We start from the raw sequence: 16026 nt of genomic DNA, 5'->3' as shown, positions 1-16026 counted from the left end.
GATGTTCGACAGCGTGCTGATCGCCAACCGCGGCGAGATCGCCGTCCGGATCATCCGGACGTTGCGGGCCATGGCCGTCCGCTCCGTCGCCGTGTACGGCGACGCCGACCGCGACGCCCCCCACGTCCGGGCGGCCGACCTCGCCGTACGGCTCCCGCGGGGTTACCTCGACGCGGACGGGATCATCGAGGCCGCCCTCGCGACGGGGGCGCAGGCGGTGCACCCCGGTTACGGGTTCCTCGCCGAGAACGCGGACTTCGCGCGGCGGTGCGCCGAGGCGGGCCTGGTGTTCGTCGGCCCGCCGCCCGCCGCGATCGAGGCCATGGGCGACAAGATCAAGGCCAAGGCGACCGTCTCGCGGGCCGGGGTGCCGGTGGTGCCCGGTGCCGCGGAGCCGGACGACGATCTTCTCGAGTGGGACCGCTTCCCCGCGCTGATCAAGCCCTCCGCGGGTGGCGGGGGCAAGGGCATGCTGCTGGTCAGGGCCGCGGCCGATCTTCCGGACGCGGTCGAATCCGCCCGGCGTACGGCGACAGCCGCGTTCGGGGACGGCACGCTGCTCGTCGAGCGATACGTGGAGACCCCCCGGCACATCGAGATCCAGGTCATGGCCGACGCCCACGGCCACGCCGTCCACTTGGGCGAGCGCGAGTGCAGCCTGCAGCGGCGCCATCAGAAGATCATCGAGGAGGCGCCGTCCCCCCTGCTCGACGCCGAGACGCGGGAGCGGATGGGCGCCGCCGCGGTCGAGGCCGCCAGGTCGGTCGGTTACGTCGGAGCGGGCACGGTGGAGTTCATCGTCCCCGGACGGTCCGGGCCGTTCGAGTTCTTCTTCATGGAGATGAACACCCGGCTGCAGGTCGAGCATCCGGTGACCGAGATGGTGACCGGCCTCGACCTCGTCGAACTCCAGCTCAGGATCGCCGCGGGGGAGCCGTTGCCGTTCGGCCAGGACGCCGTCCGCCTGGAGGGCCACGCCGTCGAGGCGCGGGTCTACGCCGAGGACCCCTCGCGCGACTTCCTGCCCACGGGAGGCCGCGTGCTCGCCCTGCGCGAGCCCACGGACGTCAGGGTCGACTCCGGGCTGGCCGAGGGGATGGCCGTGGGCAGCGACTACGACCCGATGTTGTCGAAGATCGTGGCGTGGGCCCCCGGCAGGAAGGACGCCCTGAGGACGCTGGACCGGGCCTTGGCATCGACCGCGATCCTCGGCGTGACCACCAACATCGCCTTCCTGCGGGCCCTGCTGACCCATCCCGACGTGGTGGCGGGACGCCTGGACACGGGCCTCGTCGAGCGGCACCTCGGCGACCTCGCCGGAGGTCCGGTGCCCGACGAGGTACTGGCGGCGGCCGCGCTCGTCTTCCACTCGCGCGCCGCCGGCGACCCCACGGGCGATCCGTGGGACGTGGCGGACGGCTGGCGGCTGGGGGAGCGCGCCTGGACCGACCACCGGTACGCGAGGGTGCGCGGGCCGGCGGACGACGCGGAGATCGAAGTTAATGGTCGTTCACTTGGGCGCGGCAGGATCGAGCTGGGGGCCGGGGAGGCGGCCGTGACCGTGGCCGGCACCACCCGGCGCTACGTGACCGCGGACGACCGCGACACCGTCTGGCTCGGGAGGGACGGCCGGGCCTGGCCGTTCGCCCGGCACCAGCCCGGCGACCCGGGCGACCGGCCCGGTGGCGCCCACGCCGCGGACGGCGTGGTCCGCAGTCCAATGCCCGGAACCGTGCTGGTGGTGAAGGCGGCCGAAGGCGACCCGGTGACCGCGGGCCAGGCGCTGCTCATCGTGGAGGCGATGAAGATGGAACACACCGTGACCGCGCCACTCGACGGAGTGCTCGCCGAGCTGCGCGCCCGGCCGGGTCAGACCGTCGAGCTCGACGCCGTGCTGGCGAGGGTGACGGCATGCGAGTGACGATCTACGAGGTCGGGCCCAGGGACGGCCTCCAGAACGAGGACGTCGTCGTACCGGTCGAGGTGAAGCGGGAGTTCATCGGCCGGCTGGCCGACGCCGGCCTGACCACGATCGAGGCCACCAGCTTCGTCCACCCCACGTGGGTTCCGCAGCTGGCCGACGCGGCCGAGCTCCTGGACGGGCTGCGCCGCGTCCCCGGCGTGCGCTACCCGGTGCTGGTGCCCAACGAACGGGGCCTGGACCGGGCGCTGGAACACGGGGTCACCGAGATCGCGATCTTCGGCAGCGCGACGGAGACCTTCGCGCGGCGCAACCTCAACAGATCCCTGGACTCCCAGTTCGAGATGTTCGAGCCGGTGGTCGCGCGGGCGTTGGAACACGGCCTGCGCGTCAGGGCGTACGTCTCCATGTGTTTCGCCGACCCGTGGGAGGGCCAGGTCGCGCCCGCTCAGGTGGTCCGGGTGGGGCGGAGGCTGCTCGACCTCGGCTGTTATGAGCTGTCACTCGGCGACACGATCGGCGTCGGCACGCCCGCCCACGTCACCGCGCTGCTGGAGGCGTTCGGCGCCGAGGGCGTCGGCCCCGAACGGCTCGCGGTCCACTTCCACGACACCTACGGCCAGGCCCTGGCCAACACGCTCACCGCGCTGCGCATGGGGGTGACCACGGTGGACGCCTCGACGGGCGGCATCGGCGGCTGCCCGTACGCCAAGAGCGCCACCGGCAACCTCGCGACCGAGGACCTGGTCTGGATGCTCGACGGTCTCGGCATCGAGACCGGGGTCGACCTCCGTTCACTGACCGCAACCAGCCTGTGGCTCGCCGGGAAGCTCGGCCGTCCGAGCCCGTCCCGGGTCGTCCAGGCGCTCGCGAAGGAGATCTAGATGCTGGGCGACGAGTACATCGAGCTGCGCAAGACGGTCGAGGCCTTCGCCCGGGAGGTGGTCGCCCCCGTCATCGGGGACTACTACGAGCGGTGCGAGTTCCCCTACGACATCGTCCGCAAGATGGGCGCGATGGGACTGTTCGGCCTGCCCGTCCCCGAGGAGTACGGCGGCATGGGCGGCGACTACTTCGCCCTCTGCCTGGCGCTCGAGGAGCTCGCCAGGGTCGACTCCTCCGTGGCGATCACGCTGGAGGCGGCGGTCTCGCTCGGCGCGATGCCGATTCTCCGGTTCGGTACGGCCGAGCAGAAGGAACACTGGCTCCCCAAACTGGCCTCGGGGGAGATGCTCGGGGCCTTCGGCCTGACCGAGCCCGGCGGCGGAACGGACGTCCCCGGGGGCATGCGGACCACCGCCGTGCTCGACGGGGGCGAATGGGTGATCGACGGGACCAAGGCGTTCATCACCAACTCGGGGACGGACATCACCGGAGTGGTGGGCGTGGCCGCGATCACCGGCAGGAACGGTGCCAAGCCGGAGATCTCGACCATCCTCGTGCCCTCCGGCACGCCGGGCTTCACGGTGTCCAAGAAGTACTCCAAGGTCGGCTGGTCCGCCTCCGACACCCGCGAGCTGTCCTTCTCGGGCTGCCGGGTGCCCGAGGAGAACCTGCTCGGCGAGCGCGGCCGGGGGTACGCCCAGTTCCTGCAGACCCTGGACGAGGGGCGCGTCGCCATCGCCGCCCTCTCCGTGGGCCTCGCGCAGGGCTGCGTGGACGAATCGGTCAGGTACGTCGGAGAACGCACGGCCTTCGGCAACGCGATCGGCCGCTACCAGGCCATCCAGTTCAAGATCGCCGACATGGAGGCGCGGGTCCACACGGCCAGGCTCGCCTACTACCACGCTGCCGAGCGGATGCTGGCCGGCCTGCCGTTCAAGAAGGAGGCCGCGATCGCCAAGCTCGTCTCGTCGAACGCGGCGATGGACAACGCGCGGGACGCCACCCAGATCTTCGGCGGCTACGGCTTCATGAACGAGTTCCCGGTCGGGCGCTTCTACCGTGACGCCAAGATCCTCGAGATCGGCGAGGGCACCAGCGAGGTCCAGCGCATGCTCATCGCCCGCGAACTCGGACTGGGTGCCTAGGAGACGGTGCTGGGCTCCGTCAGGCACAAGCCGAGCTGGGTGTACAGCTCCAGCTGATCGAAGTACTCCCGGTGTGTGGTGATCTTGCCGTTCTCGATGAAGGAGGCGCATGAACCACGGATGGTGATGCGCCGGCCGGTTGCTTCGATCACGCGCCCGTCGGGGAGAAGGAAGGGGCCCGTGTGGGTGCCGGTGACCGTCCATTCCGCGACCATGGGCTCATCGCAGTCGAAGACCTCATACCAGGGGATCAGGCGAAAGTCCGGGAAGCCCTTGAAGAACTGCTCGTAGACCCAGGCGATCTGCTCGCGTCCCTCCGCCACGCCTGACGGCGAGACGAAGACGGCGTCCGGGCTGAAGAACTCGACCACTCGCTGCACGTCGTGCGTGTTGATCGCTTCGGTGAACCGGCGTTTGACGTTCCAGGGAAGTGTCATGACCACGGCCCTTCCATGGTCGGAATATGGACCTTTCCTCATGTTTACCCGGCAAGCGATCGGCCGCTGATCACGACGGCGTCGTATGTGCGCCACGGAACGACTCGCGGTTTCACGGCCGGCCCATGCCGGCGCCAACGAGGTAGATCAGGGGACGTCGGGATTGAGGATGAACAGGCCGCCGACGGTCCGGTCCGCGTTGAAGGTGACACGGGCCTTCATCTCACCGGCCTCGAACTCCAGCGGGATGTCCACCACGGTCAGGTCGCCCTGGGCGCGGACCAGCGGCTCGTCGGTCCTTTCCAGGGTCCCGACCGTGCCGACGACCTGTGCCCAGGCGGCCGCCAGCTCCGTGGCGGACAGGGCCGCGCTCATCGTGGCGTCGAAGTCCGCGACGACCTGCTCGTACCGGCCTTCGGTCCAGTCGGCGAGCAGGGCGGTGGCGCGGCCGGCCGCGTCGGTCTGTGCAGTGTTGCTCATGGGTGCTCCCGTTCGGGGGTCGATGGGTTTACCGAAACGCTGGAACGCGGCCTGCCGGCTGACTCCGAGGAGATCGCCGAGCTCCTGCCAGGTGTGGCCCGCTGCCCGGGCCCGCTCCACGCAGACCCGCAACGTCACACCCGACAGCGCGTCCAGCTGCTGCGCCAGCCTTACGGTGGCCAGCTCGCCGGGTGCCCCCGACTCTTGCTTCGCCACCTCGGCCAGATGCCGGGCGCTTCGCGCCACCTGTTCGGCGAGTTCACCGAGCCGCTCGTCCATACGTGTAAACGTAGCCTTTACGTCGAGCGGGCGTCAAGATTTGATTTACACGCTCTAGGCGCTGTTCCCCACGCCGATCATTGTCCGTTCAGGAAGTCGAGCAGGAGGCGGTTGACCCGGTCGGGCGCGTCCAGTTGCAGCCAGTGCCCGGCTCCTTCGACCCGCTCATAGCGCCACGGGCCGGCCACGAACGCCGCCGAGCCGGTCATGCCGTCCTCGACGAGCGCGAGGTCCTCGGTGCCCCACACACCCATGGTGGGAGCCTGGATCGGCGGCAGTTCGGGGGGCGGGGCGACCAGCGATTCCGGGGGCACGTTCGCGCGGTACAGGCCGAGGCTCGCAGTCAACGCCTCGGGAACGCGCAGCCGGGCCACCACCGCCTCGTGGTCAGGGTGGTGCGCCCACTCGCGGAGGTTGCGGAAATCGTCCTGGGAGAGCCAGCGCTCGGCGATCCCGGGGAACTGGAACAGCAGCATGTACCAGGACTTCTGCCGCTGGGCCAAGCCCGCTGCGGCGAACGCCGTGGGATGGCCGACCGACATGCAGGTGAGGCTGGCGACGCGCTCGGGCATCAGCGCGGCCATGGCCCACGCGATCGCCGCACCCCAGTCGTGGGCGACGAGGTGAACCTTCGGCACCTGAAGATGATCCAGTAGCGCCGCCTGGTCGCCGACCAGCCGCATCATCCGGTAGTCCTCGACGCTGCCGGGCTTGTCGGAGTCGCCGAGCCCGCGAAGGTCCGGGACGATCGTCCGGTATCCGGCCGCCGTGAGGGCGGCCACCTGGTGACGCCACAGGTCATGGGTGTCAGGCCAGCCGTGTAGTAGCAGGACCGCCGGGCCCTGCCCGGTGTCGGTCACATTGATGCCGATGCCGTCAAGGTCGATGCGCATCCCGGCCTCCTTCGATGTCATCTCGCAGGACGAGTGTTTCAGATGGGACCGTTATGGGTCGTTTGCCTGCTAGACGAATTCATCCTCGTGGGGGTTTCCGGATGATCTAAGGTCGGCCCGTGACGATCAATGAGGTGCCTGAGACCCGGCCGGACCCGGGAGCCGTGCGACGGCGGTGGTTGTGGTTCACCGGCCCGGCGACATTCGCGGCGGTGCTGACGCTGCTCGCCTTCGTCCCTCCGGATGGTTATCTTCTCGGCGTTCTGGCCGCTTTCGGGGCCTGGTTGTTCGCGGGAGTGTGGTGGCTGATTCTGCTCGTCGGACCCGCCACCCGGGCCGCCAGATTGAACGCCTGGCCGCCCGTCATCGGCGCCCTGACCGCCGCCCTCGTGATCATCGGTGTTCCGGCGCGCGCCGCCTTGCTCATCTCCGAACCGGCACTGCTCGAATACGCCGAGTCGCTTCCGAACGAGGATTACATTTCCGTGGACAGGTTCGCCGGAGTGCTTCCCATCAGTGGCGTCCAGCGGTCCGGGAGCGCTGTGATCTTCGCCGTGGACGGCGCGGGCGGGATGCTGACGCAGTGCGGGTTCGCCTACGCGCCGGGCGGCCGGGTGAAGGACCTCCCGGTCTCCACCGCCGACCACCTGATGGGCGACTGGTACGCGACCTGCACCGACTTCGACTAGCCCTCGACGAGGGTGAAGCCGGCGCTCGCCCGGACGGCGCCGTTGACGACGATCTCGAGCACGCGGGGACCGGGAGGCTCGGTCCTGGTCGTGACCGGCCGGAACGAATGGGATCTGGTCACCGTGAAGCGCTGCCCCGAAGCGGTGGCGACGCGCTCGCCGAGGTGGAAGATCCTCCGTGAACCGTCTCGGCGCACGGCGTACTTGAGCACCACGGGGCCGGGGGAGTCGGCGCGGACCGTGACCGTGAACGGCAGTCGCTCGCCCACCGCCACCTCGGTGCCGTCGAGGGCCAGCGACTCGACCGCCCCGCTGCCGGGGACGGCGCCCATCAGCGACAGCGCCTCCGGATGCCCGGAGCGGATCAGGCCGCGCACGGCATGACGGACGACCCGCTCGACATGGGAGCCCCCCTCGGCCCGCCAGCGGCCCAGCAGGTCGATCGCCACCTCGGGGTGATCCTTCGCGAGATCGTTGACGTGGTTGGCCACCGAGCGCCGGACGTATTCGCTCGGATCGTCGCGGAGCAGGTCGAGGATGGGCAGGGTGGGCCCCGGCGACATCAGCCAGCGGACCCGTGACCCCCACGGCAGCCGCGGGCGTGACCCCTCCGAGGCGAGTCGCCGCAGGTGCTCGTCCGCCGACCCGGCCCAGCCGTACAAGATCTTCAGGGCGTCGTCCCGGTGGCGGTCGAGGAAGGGGCGGACCGCGAACTCGCCGGTGGCGTACGGGGTGAGGGCCGCCAGAGTGGTCATCGCCTCGTCCAGGTGGTCGAGGCCGCGCGTGCCGACGTAGTCGGTCGCCGGCCAGCCGCTCCACATGTCCAGCCGGACGCGTGCCGTCGCCTCCCGGAGCGCGGCGGCCGCCTCGGGAAACGGCAGCGGAAGGGCGCCGTCCAGTGCCTGCGCGACGTGCCGGACGCGGTCCTTCAACTCCAGTCCGCCGAGACCGGTCGTGGCGGCGGACACGAAGTCGTCGCCCCGGAACGGCGCCCACGCCGCCGCCACCCCGTCGGCGAGCCGGCGCACGGACCCAACGTTGATCATTTCCTTCAATGGTTCGGCCACAGCCGACAGGCTGCCAGGCGGTGCCGACATTTTCCGCCCGTGGCTTAGAGTCCTTTTCATGACATCTGGTGATCTCAAGCTTCGGCAGGCCGAGAAGACCGATGCCGACCAGATATTCGCGCTCGCCCGTGAGTTCGCGCTGACCTTCCGGCCGGAGCGGCAGGCGTTCGACGACGCGTTCCCGCAACTGCTGGAGAACGAGGACGCCCTGCTGCTCGTGGCCACCGTCGAAGGGACGGTACGGGGCTACCTGCTGGGGTTCACCCATCTGACGCTCTTCGCCAACGGAAGGGTCGCCTGGGTCGAGGAGGCGATGCTAGAGAGCGCCTACCGGCGGCACGGCATCGGCCGCATGCTGCTGGAGGAGTTCGAGACCTGGGCCCGCTCCCGCGACGCCGGATACGTCGCCCTCGCGACCCGGCGCGCCGCGGAGTTCTACGGCGCGCTCGGGTTCGAGGTGTCGGCGACCTACTACCGGAAGATGCTGACGGTCACGAAGTGAGCTGGGCGTCCAGGCGGTAGCCGTCCACGGTGACGTAGACCGCGTCGCCCGGCCGCGCGTTGAGCCGCATCAGCACCGGCTGGAGCGAGTCGAACATCGGCTGCCTGTCCCGCCAGACCAGGACGACGGCGTTGTCCCCAGGTCCGGTGACCGACAGCAGGGTGCCCGGCCGCATCCCCAGCTGGGTGGCGTACCCCTCGGGAACGGCCACCGGCTCGCCCCGGAGATGGCCGCTCGTCACGTCGATGCGCTGCCAGCGGCGCGGGTCCGAGGCCGGGCTCGGGGTGGCGCGCGGCCCGGGGACGAGGTGCGGCCGCGGAGGCTGGGCCGTCAGCGCGTTGAGCGCCGCCAGAGCGGTGGCCGCGTCCGGTCCGTTGTTCGCCTGTGACGGGATGGGAACCCCGCCACGCTGAAGCTGGTGGCCGTTCGCGCCCGGTGTACGGCGGGGTAGCGGCTGAGGCTGCTCCATCGGCGCGGGCGGTGCGAACGCGCGCGGGTCGGAGGCCGGGGGAATCGAGTCCAGCCACGCCCTGGCCGAATGGGCCCGGATGCCGAGCTGGCCCAGCACCTGGACGACGTCGGCGTCCGGGGGGCTGCCCGCCAGGATCTGCCGCGACTTGTCACGCAGGCCGGCGAGGTCGCCCACCACCAGCCATCCGTCCTGGAGACGGCGGTCGGGCATGAGCGTGACCAGGACCCGCCAGAGCGGCGTGCCCAACGCGGGCACCTCGATCGGGTGGGAGGGGTCGGCGGCGATCAGTTGGTCCTGCGTGGCGGCCGCGCCCAGCCACTCGGTCAGCCCGAACAGATGGCCGGTCAGCGCCGTCGAGTCGGGGGAGCGCAGCCAGTGCAGCACCCGCTCCTCGGCGGCGCGCTGGGCCTGCGACAACGTCTCGCGGTCGACGTTGAGCTCGTGCGCGAGCGTGCGGAGGCTGACGGGCTCGGCCGCGAACAGCCGCTGGACCGCGACGGCCCGGGCCAGCGGGTCCCACTCGCGGAACAGCCCGTCGACGACCCCCACCATCGGGTGCTCGCTCGCCAGCGACGGGGGCAGGGGCGGCGGGCTCAACAGCGCCGCCGTGGGGGCGGGCGCCTCGACCGGTGCGGGGGGAGCGGGAACCGGCTGTGCCTGGGCAGAGGGCGCCGGGGCCGGTGCCTGCTGGACCGCTTGCTGGGCCGGTGGTTGCTGGACCGGCGCCTGCTGAACCGATGCCTGCTGAGTGAGTGCTTGCGGAGCGAGCGGCTGCTGGACCGGTGCCTGCTGAATCGGTGGTTGCTGGACCGCTTGCTGAATCGGTGCCTGCTGGGCCGGGGCCAGCGGAGCACGCGGGCCCGGCACCAGGGATCCGTTGGGTTCCGGCCGCCGCTGCTGCGAAGGCGCCTGCGCGGGGGTTTGAACCGGGACCTGAGCCGGGGTCTGCAGGGAGGGCCGGACAGCCGCCTGCACCGCCGCCTCGGGCGCCGGGTGGATCAGCGGATGGCTGAAGATCTCGCGGAAGAGCGTCGCCAGCACGGCCTCCGGCGCCGCCGGCGCCGACGGCGACTGGAGGTCGTGCGGGGTCAGCCTGCGCAGGCGGAACCAGCCGCCCGCACCCTTGACGGCGGCCTGAACCGGCTCCGGCCAGCCCGGCAGGGCCAGGTCCACCGGATGGACCTGGAGAGCCGGAAGCAGATCGGTGAGGGTCAGATGATCCCAGCGGCTCACGGCCAGCCGGGCGAGCCGCTCGCACAGCCAGTCAACACCGGTCGCCTCCAGAGCGCGCTTCAACGCGACGGAGGCCCACCAGCCGCCAGGCAGGCGAGGATCGGCCAGAATTTCGGCCACCTGCTGAGGACGGCTCCAGCGCAAGGCGGGAACCATATCGCTCAGGCAGATCGTTGACTCGGCGTCCATCTGTTAGACCGCACCCTCCCGAGAGTGACGCGTGTTGCTACTGAGGCAGCTTACGCTGGAAGCGAGCAATTGGTGTCAATCGGGTAAAGTTCCCAGCGCCTGGTCGGCCTCCCACCTCGGAGACCGCCGCCGCACCCGCCTCACAACCTTTTTTCAGAGCCTCGGCCGGAGAGATTCCGGCGAGCAGCGCGGCCAGGAACCCGGCCGCGAAGGCGTCTCCCGCACCGGTCGAGTCCACGAGATCGGCGGCGGCCGCGGGCGCCCTGTCGACCACCCGGCCGCCCACCCCGAGAAGCGCGCCTCCGGAGCCCAGCTTCACGACCGCCGTGCCGTACCGGGCGCTGAGGATCTCCGCCGCGGCCTCCGGGACGGACTGCCCGGTGAGCACGAGTGCCTCCTCCAGGTTGGGGATGACGATCCCCGCGGGTGAGGTCTCGCTGAGGAAGCGCTCGACGCCGAAGGCGCGCAGAGGACCCGTCGACGCCGGATCCACGCTCACGGTGACACCGCGCTGCGCCGCCTCGCGCATCGCGAGCCGCGCGAGCTCCAGGCCGGGTTCGGCGAACAGCGTGTACCCCGAGACGTGCAGGTGCCGTACGCCGTCGAGCAACGAGGTCGCCCAGTCGGCCACGGAGATGTGGCCGCCCGCGCCCCGGTTGGTGAGCATCGACCGCTCACCGGTCGCGTCGACCATCGCGATCACGATCGCGGTCGGCCGGTCGGGGTCCACCCGCACGTGCGGGCGGACCCCCGCCTTGACCAGTTCGGCGATGTGCCAGTCGCCGGTGTCGTAGCCGGCCCGTCCCAGGAAGCGGGTGTCCGCCCCGAGGACGGCGGCCCAGGAGGCGGTGTTCGCCCCCGAGCCGCCCGGGCGCAGCACGATGTCGGCGGCCGTGTCCGTGCCGGTGGCGAGCGGCCGCTCGTGCAGCGCCACGACATCGGTGACGACGTCGCCGATCACGAGCAGGCCCTCCACTAGCCCTCCCGGCTGAAGGCGGCCGCGATCCGCCCCGCGAGGCCGGCGTTGCCGCGGACGGCGGCCAGGTTGGCCTCCAGCGACGCCCCGCCCGTGCCGTTCACGAGGTACTCCAGCAGGAACGGCGTGATGGCCTGGCCGGTGACCCCCTGGGCGTCGGCCGCGGCCAGCGCCTCGGCGAGCACGCGGTCGTGCAGGGCCGGGTCGAGCTGGTCGGCGACGGGCACCGGGTTGGCGACGATCAGCGCCGTCTCCGGGCCGCCGAGGGCGTCCTGCGCCCGCATGATCCCGGCGGCGTCCGCCGGCGTCTCGATCCGCCAGTCGACCGGTTCGCCCGAGGTGTGCAGGTAGAAGCCGGGGAACTCCTCGGTCTGGTAACCGACGACGGTGACCTGCCGGGTCTCCAGCCGCTGCAGCGTGGCGGGAACGTCGAGGATCGACTTCACGCCGGCGCAGACGACCGTGATCCGCGTACGGCTCAGCGTGTCGAGGTCGGCCGACTCGTCCTGGACGGTGGTCCAGTCGCGGTGGACGCCGCCGAGACCTCCGGTGGCGAAGACCCGGATGCCCGCACGCGCCGCCAGGAACGACGTCCCCGACACCGTGGTCGCACCGCTGAGCCGCAGCGCGGCGGCCGGCGCGAGGTCGCGGAAACCGAGCTTGCGCAGGCCGGGCTCGGTCGCGATCCGCTCCAGGCCCTCCTTGTCGAGGCCGATCCGCGGGACGCCGTCGAGGACCGCGATCGTGGCCGGTACGGCTCCCGCCTCGCGGACGGTCTCCTCGAGTTCGACGGCGACCTGCAGGTTCCGGGGCTGGGGCAGCCCGTGGGAGATGATGGTGGACTCCAGGGCCACGACAGGCCGGCCCTCGGCGATGGCCTCGGCGACCTCATCGGTTATGCGCATGACTCTCCTGTGTGGGGTTGGCGGAATATGTCCGCTTCGGGATATTGTGCCCGCCATGTCGCCTAGCTCGCGCTACGACGTCGTCATCGCCGGCGCCGGGCACAACGGCCTGGTCGCCGCCGCCTACCTGGCCAGGGCCGGCCGGCGGGTGCTCGTCCTCGAACGGCTCGGGCACGTCGGCGGCCTCGCCGTCTCCGCGCGGGCCTTCCCCGGCGTCGACGCGCGGTTGTCGCGCTACTCCTACCTGGTCAGCCTGCTGCCGACGAAGATCGTCAAGGACCTCGGGCTCGGGGTGGAGCTGCGCCACCGGCGCTTCGCCTCCTACACCCCGGTCGGCGACACCGGGCTCCTCGTCGACAACGGCGACGCCGGCCGTACGGCCGCCTCCTTCGCCGCGGTCACGGGCGGAACCGAGGACCTCGAGGCGTGGCGGCGCTTCTACCGGATGACGGCCCACGTGGCCGGGCGCGTCGCCCCCACCCTCCTGGAGCCGCTCCGGGACCGTACGGCGCTGCGCGGCATCGTCGGCGACGACGAGGCCTGGCGTGACCTGTTCGAGCGCCCGATCGGCGCGGTCGTCGACGAGCGGTTCGCCGACGACACCGTCCGCGGGGTGGTCCTCACCGACGCCCTCATCGGCACCTTCGCCGACCCCGACGCCGACCTGCTGGCCAACCGCTGCTTCCTTTACCACGTCATCGGGGACGGGACCGGCGACTGGAACGTCCCCGTCGGCGGGATGGGCGCGGTCACCACCTCACTCGCCGAGATCGCCGTCCGCGAGGGCGCGGAGATCCGCACCGGCGCCGAGGTGCTGGCGATCGACCCGGACACCGGCGAGGTCACCTTCACCGACGGAGCCGAGCACGTGGTCACAGGCGGCCGTGTGCTGGCCGCCCTGCCGCCCGCCGTGCTCGCCCGGCTCCTCGGGGAGCACGTCCAGACGCCGGAAGGCGCCCAGCTCAAGGTCAACATGGTGCTGTCGCGGCTGCCCCGCCTGAAGGACCCCGCCGTCGGCCCCGCGGAGGCCTTCAGCGGTACCTTCCACATCAACGAGAGCCGCGACCAGCTCGCCGCCGCCTACGCGCAGGCGGCCGCGGGCCGGATCCCCGACCTGCCGCCCGTCGAGGTCTACTGCCACTCGCTCACCGATCCGTCGATCCTGGGGGAGTCGCTGCGGGAGTCGGGCGCGCAGACGATGACGCTGTTCGGGCTGCACATGCCCGCCCGGCTCTTCCAGGATCCGCGGGCGCGGCACGAGGCGTTGCGCCGGACCATCGCGTCCGTCGACTCCGTGCTCGCGGAGCCGATCGAGGACTGCCTGCTCCGCACCCCTTCCGGCGAGCCGTGCCTGGAGGCCAAGACGCCCGCCGATCTGGAGCGGGACGCCGGGCTCCCCGGAGGCCACATCTTCCACCGCGACCTGTCCTGGCCGTTCGCCGAGTCGGCCGACGAGGGGCCCTGGGGCGTCGAGACCCAGCATCCACGCGTCCTGCTGTGCGCCGCCGGAGCCCGCAGGGGCGGCGGCGTGAGTGGAATCCCCGGGCACAACGCGGCAATGGCCGTTCTCACCTGATTGCCGCCTGTTCTCGACTGAATCTCACCCCATATCCCCGTAAGGACTCTTCCTGCTGACGGCGTCGCCTCCCGCCGCGGCGGTCCGGTCGTCGTGACACTTGCCGCTGGGCCACCCGCAGGCCCATCGGGAGGGGAACACGATGACGACCCGCATGACCGGGATGACCGGGACGACCAGGACGGCCGGGACGACACGCTGGGCGCGGCCGGCCCTGTGGGGTGTCCTCGCCCTCGCGGCGGTGCTCTACACGTGGGCGCTGGGCCGCAACGGCTACGCGAACGAGTACTACGCCGCTGCGGTCTACTCCGGGACCCGGAGCTGGAAGGCGTTCTTCTTCGGCGCGCTCGACGCCGGGTCGTTCATCACCGTCGACAAGCCGCCGCTCGCCCTGTGGGTGATGGGCCTGTCCACGCGGATCTTCGGCTTCGGCCCGTGGAGCATGCTCCTGCCGCAGGCCGTCGCCGGAGTGGTCTCGGTCGCGCTGGTCCACTCGGCGGTGCTGCGCTCGCTCACCGGGGCCCAGGCCCGCGTGGCTGCGCTGATCGCGGCTCTGGTGATGACGCTGACGCCGATCACCGTGGCCATCACGCGCGACAACAACCCCGACACGATCCTCGTGCTGCTGCTCGTCACGGCGGCGTGGTTCTGCCTGGAGGCGGTGCGGACGGGCCGCCTGCGGCCCCTCCTGCTGGCGGCCGCCTTCGCGGGACTGGCGTTCAACGCCAAGATGTTGCAGGCCTACCTCGCGGTGCCCGCGCTCTGCCTCGCGTACCTGTACGTGGCCCCGGGCGGACTGGCCCGGCGGGTACGGCACCTGCTCACGGCCGGGGCCGTCCTGGTGGTCTCCAGCGTCTGGTGGATGGTCCTGGTCGACCTGTGGCCCGCCTCCTCCCGGCCCTACATCGGGGGCAGCACGGACAACAGCGTCTGGGACCTCGTCATCGGATACAACGGCATCGGCCGGATCGTGGGCCGCGGCGGCGAGACCGGCTGGTTCCCGGGCGCACCGGGCGCACCGGACGTCTCCGCGGGCGGCTGGGGCGGGACGTCCGGCGCCGGGCGGCTCTTCAACGAGTCCATGGCCGGGCAGATCTCCTGGCTGCTGCCGTTCGCGGCCCTCGCCCTCGTGGCGGGCCTCCTTCTGGCCTACCACCGCTCGCCCGTCCAGGCGGCGCTGGTCCTGTGGGGCGGCTGGCTCGTGGTCCACTTCGTCGTCTTCAGCTTCTCCCACGGCACCTTCCACCCCTACTACACGACCGCGATGGCGCCGGCGGTCTCGGCGCTGACCGGCATCGGGGCCGTCCTGCTCTGGCAGGCCCTGCGCGAGTCGCCCGCCTGGAGATGGGTGCTGCCCGCGGGGGTGGCCCTCACCGGCGGCTGGTCGTTCGTGGTGCTCCGCCGTACGCCCGACTTCGTGCCGTGGCTGGCCTGGGCCGTCGCGGCCGCGACGGCGGTCGCCGTGGTGGGCCTGGTCATGGTGGCGCGGCGGATCCTGCTCATACGGCCCGGCAGGCGGCGGCTCCTCGTGGCGACCTCGCTCGCCGGACTGTTCGCCTGTCTCGCCGGGCCGGCCTCCTACGCCCTGACTCCGCTGACCGTCTCGGTGCGCGGAGGCGATCCGACGGCCGGCCCGGCGAACCGGCGTGCGTTCTGGCCGGGCGCCACGCGGCAGGAGGGCGTCCTGTCGCGCGCTCTCACCCCCTGGACGAGGCGGAACGGAAGCGTCGCCGACGAGATGATCGACTATCTGGAGCGCAACCAGGGCGACGCCACCTGGCTGCTGGCGGTCGGCCAGGCGCGCAACGCCTCGTCGATCATCCTGTCCACGGGGAGGCCCGTCCTCGCGATGGGAGGGTTCAACGGCCGCGATCCCGCGATGACCCTCGACAAGCTGAAGGAATACGCCTCCGCGGGCCTGCTCAAATACGTCCTGGTCGGCGACAGGATCGGCCCGCGGCTCACGGGAAGGGGCCGGGGGGCCGGCATGAGCGCCGACCTCACCGACTGGGTCACGGGGAGCGGAACCCCGGTGAACCCCCAGGAGTACGGCGGGCCGGCCGGCGGCACGCTCTACCGGCTCGGGTGAGACTAGGCGGGCAGGGCGGCCATGAGATAGGCCAGCCGGGCGGCGGCGTCCGGAACGTCGTCCACCGTCCCCAGCCGGTAAGCCCACGAGGTGACGAAGGCGCCCTCGTCGGAGCAGGTCACCGTCTCGTGCAGCGTCTCGCTGAAGCGGTTGCGGACCTCGACCCGGGGAGGCGTGCCGGCCATCACCCGGACCGACAGGTCGATGTGCCGGCGAGCGGCGGCGGCGAACTCCTCGATGCCGGTAACCGTGTCGACCATCGCCCGTCACCTCCCGTTCAGAGGGACA

The 16026-nt window shown here is 71.6% G+C and carries 15 protein-coding genes; 7 read left to right on the top strand and 8 right to left on the bottom strand.

Annotated features, from left to right (window positions below; genetic code table 11):
• Position 1 precedes the first annotated feature (1 nt).
• The 3 genes from Psi02_RS12340 to Psi02_RS12330 are packed head-to-tail and all read left to right on the top strand — an operon-like array spanning position 2 to position 3951.
• Positions 2-1921: an acetyl/propionyl/methylcrotonyl-CoA carboxylase subunit alpha gene (locus Psi02_RS12340; RefSeq protein WP_203973673.1), complete on the top strand. Its 1920-nt coding sequence runs from the start codon at positions 2-4 to the stop codon at positions 1919-1921.
• On the top strand, positions 1912-2805 hold the full coding sequence (locus Psi02_RS12335) for a hydroxymethylglutaryl-CoA lyase (RefSeq protein WP_203973627.1): 894 nt from the start codon (positions 1912-1914) through the stop codon (positions 2803-2805). Before Psi02_RS12340 ends, Psi02_RS12335 begins: the two co-directional genes overlap by 10 nt.
• Complete coding sequence (locus Psi02_RS12330) at positions 2806-3951, top strand: acyl-CoA dehydrogenase family protein (protein ID WP_203973625.1); 1146 nt, start codon at positions 2806-2808, stop codon at positions 3949-3951. It begins immediately after the preceding gene.
• Here Psi02_RS12330 and Psi02_RS12325 read toward each other — a convergent pair.
• The 3 genes from Psi02_RS12325 to Psi02_RS12315 form a co-directional block, all read right to left on the bottom strand.
• Positions 3948-4388, bottom strand: coding sequence for an ester cyclase (locus Psi02_RS12325; protein ID WP_239094831.1), 441 nt, complete (start codon positions 4386-4388; stop codon positions 3948-3950). The two genes, Psi02_RS12330 and Psi02_RS12325, sit on opposite strands and share 4 nt — an antisense overlap.
• Before the next feature lie 147 nt (positions 4389-4535).
• Positions 4536-5147 carry a DUF3887 domain-containing protein gene (locus Psi02_RS12320; RefSeq protein ID WP_203973621.1) on the bottom strand — a complete coding sequence of 204 codons (612 nt, stop codon included), beginning with the start codon at positions 5145-5147 and terminating at the stop codon, positions 4536-4538.
• Between the two features lie 77 nt (positions 5148-5224).
• Positions 5225-6040 carry an alpha/beta fold hydrolase gene (locus Psi02_RS12315; RefSeq protein WP_239094830.1) on the bottom strand — a complete coding sequence of 272 codons (816 nt, stop codon included), beginning with the start codon at positions 6038-6040 and terminating at the stop codon, positions 5225-5227.
• A gap of 119 nt (positions 6041-6159) precedes the next feature.
• Between Psi02_RS12315 and Psi02_RS12310 the strand changes: the two genes are divergently transcribed.
• Entirely contained in the window at positions 6160-6729 is a 570-nt protein-coding gene (locus tag Psi02_RS12310; RefSeq protein WP_203973617.1) for a hypothetical protein, read from the top strand.
• Here the strand turns inward: Psi02_RS12310 and Psi02_RS12305 are convergent.
• A complete protein-coding gene (locus tag Psi02_RS12305) occupies positions 6726-7775 on the bottom strand; it encodes a DNA alkylation repair protein (protein WP_203973615.1) in 1050 nt (349 codons plus the stop codon). The genes Psi02_RS12310 and Psi02_RS12305 overlap by 4 nt on opposite strands.
• 79 nt (positions 7776-7854) lie before the next feature.
• Here Psi02_RS12305 and Psi02_RS12300 point away from each other — a divergent pair, with 79 nt between their 5' ends.
• Complete coding sequence (locus Psi02_RS12300) at positions 7855-8298, top strand: GNAT family N-acetyltransferase (RefSeq protein WP_203951327.1); 444 nt, start codon at positions 7855-7857, stop codon at positions 8296-8298.
• Here Psi02_RS12300 and Psi02_RS12295 read toward each other — a convergent pair.
• The 3 genes from Psi02_RS12295 to Psi02_RS12285 form a co-directional block, all read right to left on the bottom strand.
• Complete coding sequence (locus Psi02_RS12295) at positions 8288-10123, bottom strand: hypothetical protein (RefSeq protein WP_203973613.1); 1836 nt, start codon at positions 10121-10123, stop codon at positions 8288-8290. The genes Psi02_RS12300 and Psi02_RS12295 overlap by 11 nt on opposite strands.
• A 106-nt stretch (positions 10124-10229) precedes the next feature.
• Entirely contained in the window at positions 10230-11168 is a 939-nt protein-coding gene (locus Psi02_RS12290; RefSeq protein ID WP_203973611.1) for a carbohydrate kinase family protein, read from the bottom strand.
• Positions 11168-12073: a pseudouridine-5'-phosphate glycosidase gene (locus Psi02_RS12285; RefSeq protein WP_239094829.1), complete on the bottom strand. Its 906-nt coding sequence runs from the start codon at positions 12071-12073 to the stop codon at positions 11168-11170. The genes Psi02_RS12290 and Psi02_RS12285 overlap by 1 nt, the downstream gene beginning before the upstream one ends.
• 55 nt (positions 12074-12128) lie before the next feature.
• On the opposite strand from Psi02_RS12285, the gene Psi02_RS12280 reads away from it, so the two are divergent.
• On the top strand, positions 12129-13649 hold the full coding sequence (locus Psi02_RS12280) for a phytoene desaturase family protein (RefSeq protein WP_203973607.1): 1521 nt from the start codon (positions 12129-12131) through the stop codon (positions 13647-13649).
• A 142-nt stretch (positions 13650-13791) separates the two neighbouring features.
• The gene (locus tag Psi02_RS12275; RefSeq protein WP_203973605.1) at positions 13792-15738 is read left to right on the top strand and encodes a glycosyltransferase family 39 protein; all 1947 of its coding nucleotides are present in this window, start codon (positions 13792-13794) and stop codon (positions 15736-15738) included.
• A gap of 2 nt (positions 15739-15740) precedes the next feature.
• Here the strand turns inward: Psi02_RS12275 and Psi02_RS12270 are convergent, their stop codons facing one another.
• Positions 15741-15998, bottom strand: a complete 258-nt coding sequence (locus Psi02_RS12270) for a hypothetical protein (protein WP_203973603.1) — start codon at positions 15996-15998, stop codon at positions 15741-15743.
• Positions 15999-16026 lie beyond the last annotated feature (28 nt).

It is taken from the genome of Planotetraspora silvatica (assembly GCF_016863315.1).
Taxonomy (GTDB): domain Bacteria; phylum Actinomycetota; class Actinomycetes; order Streptosporangiales; family Streptosporangiaceae; genus Planotetraspora; species Planotetraspora silvatica.
Note: the sequence above shows the minus strand (reverse complement) of the source record. Positions and strands in the feature narration are given on the sequence as shown.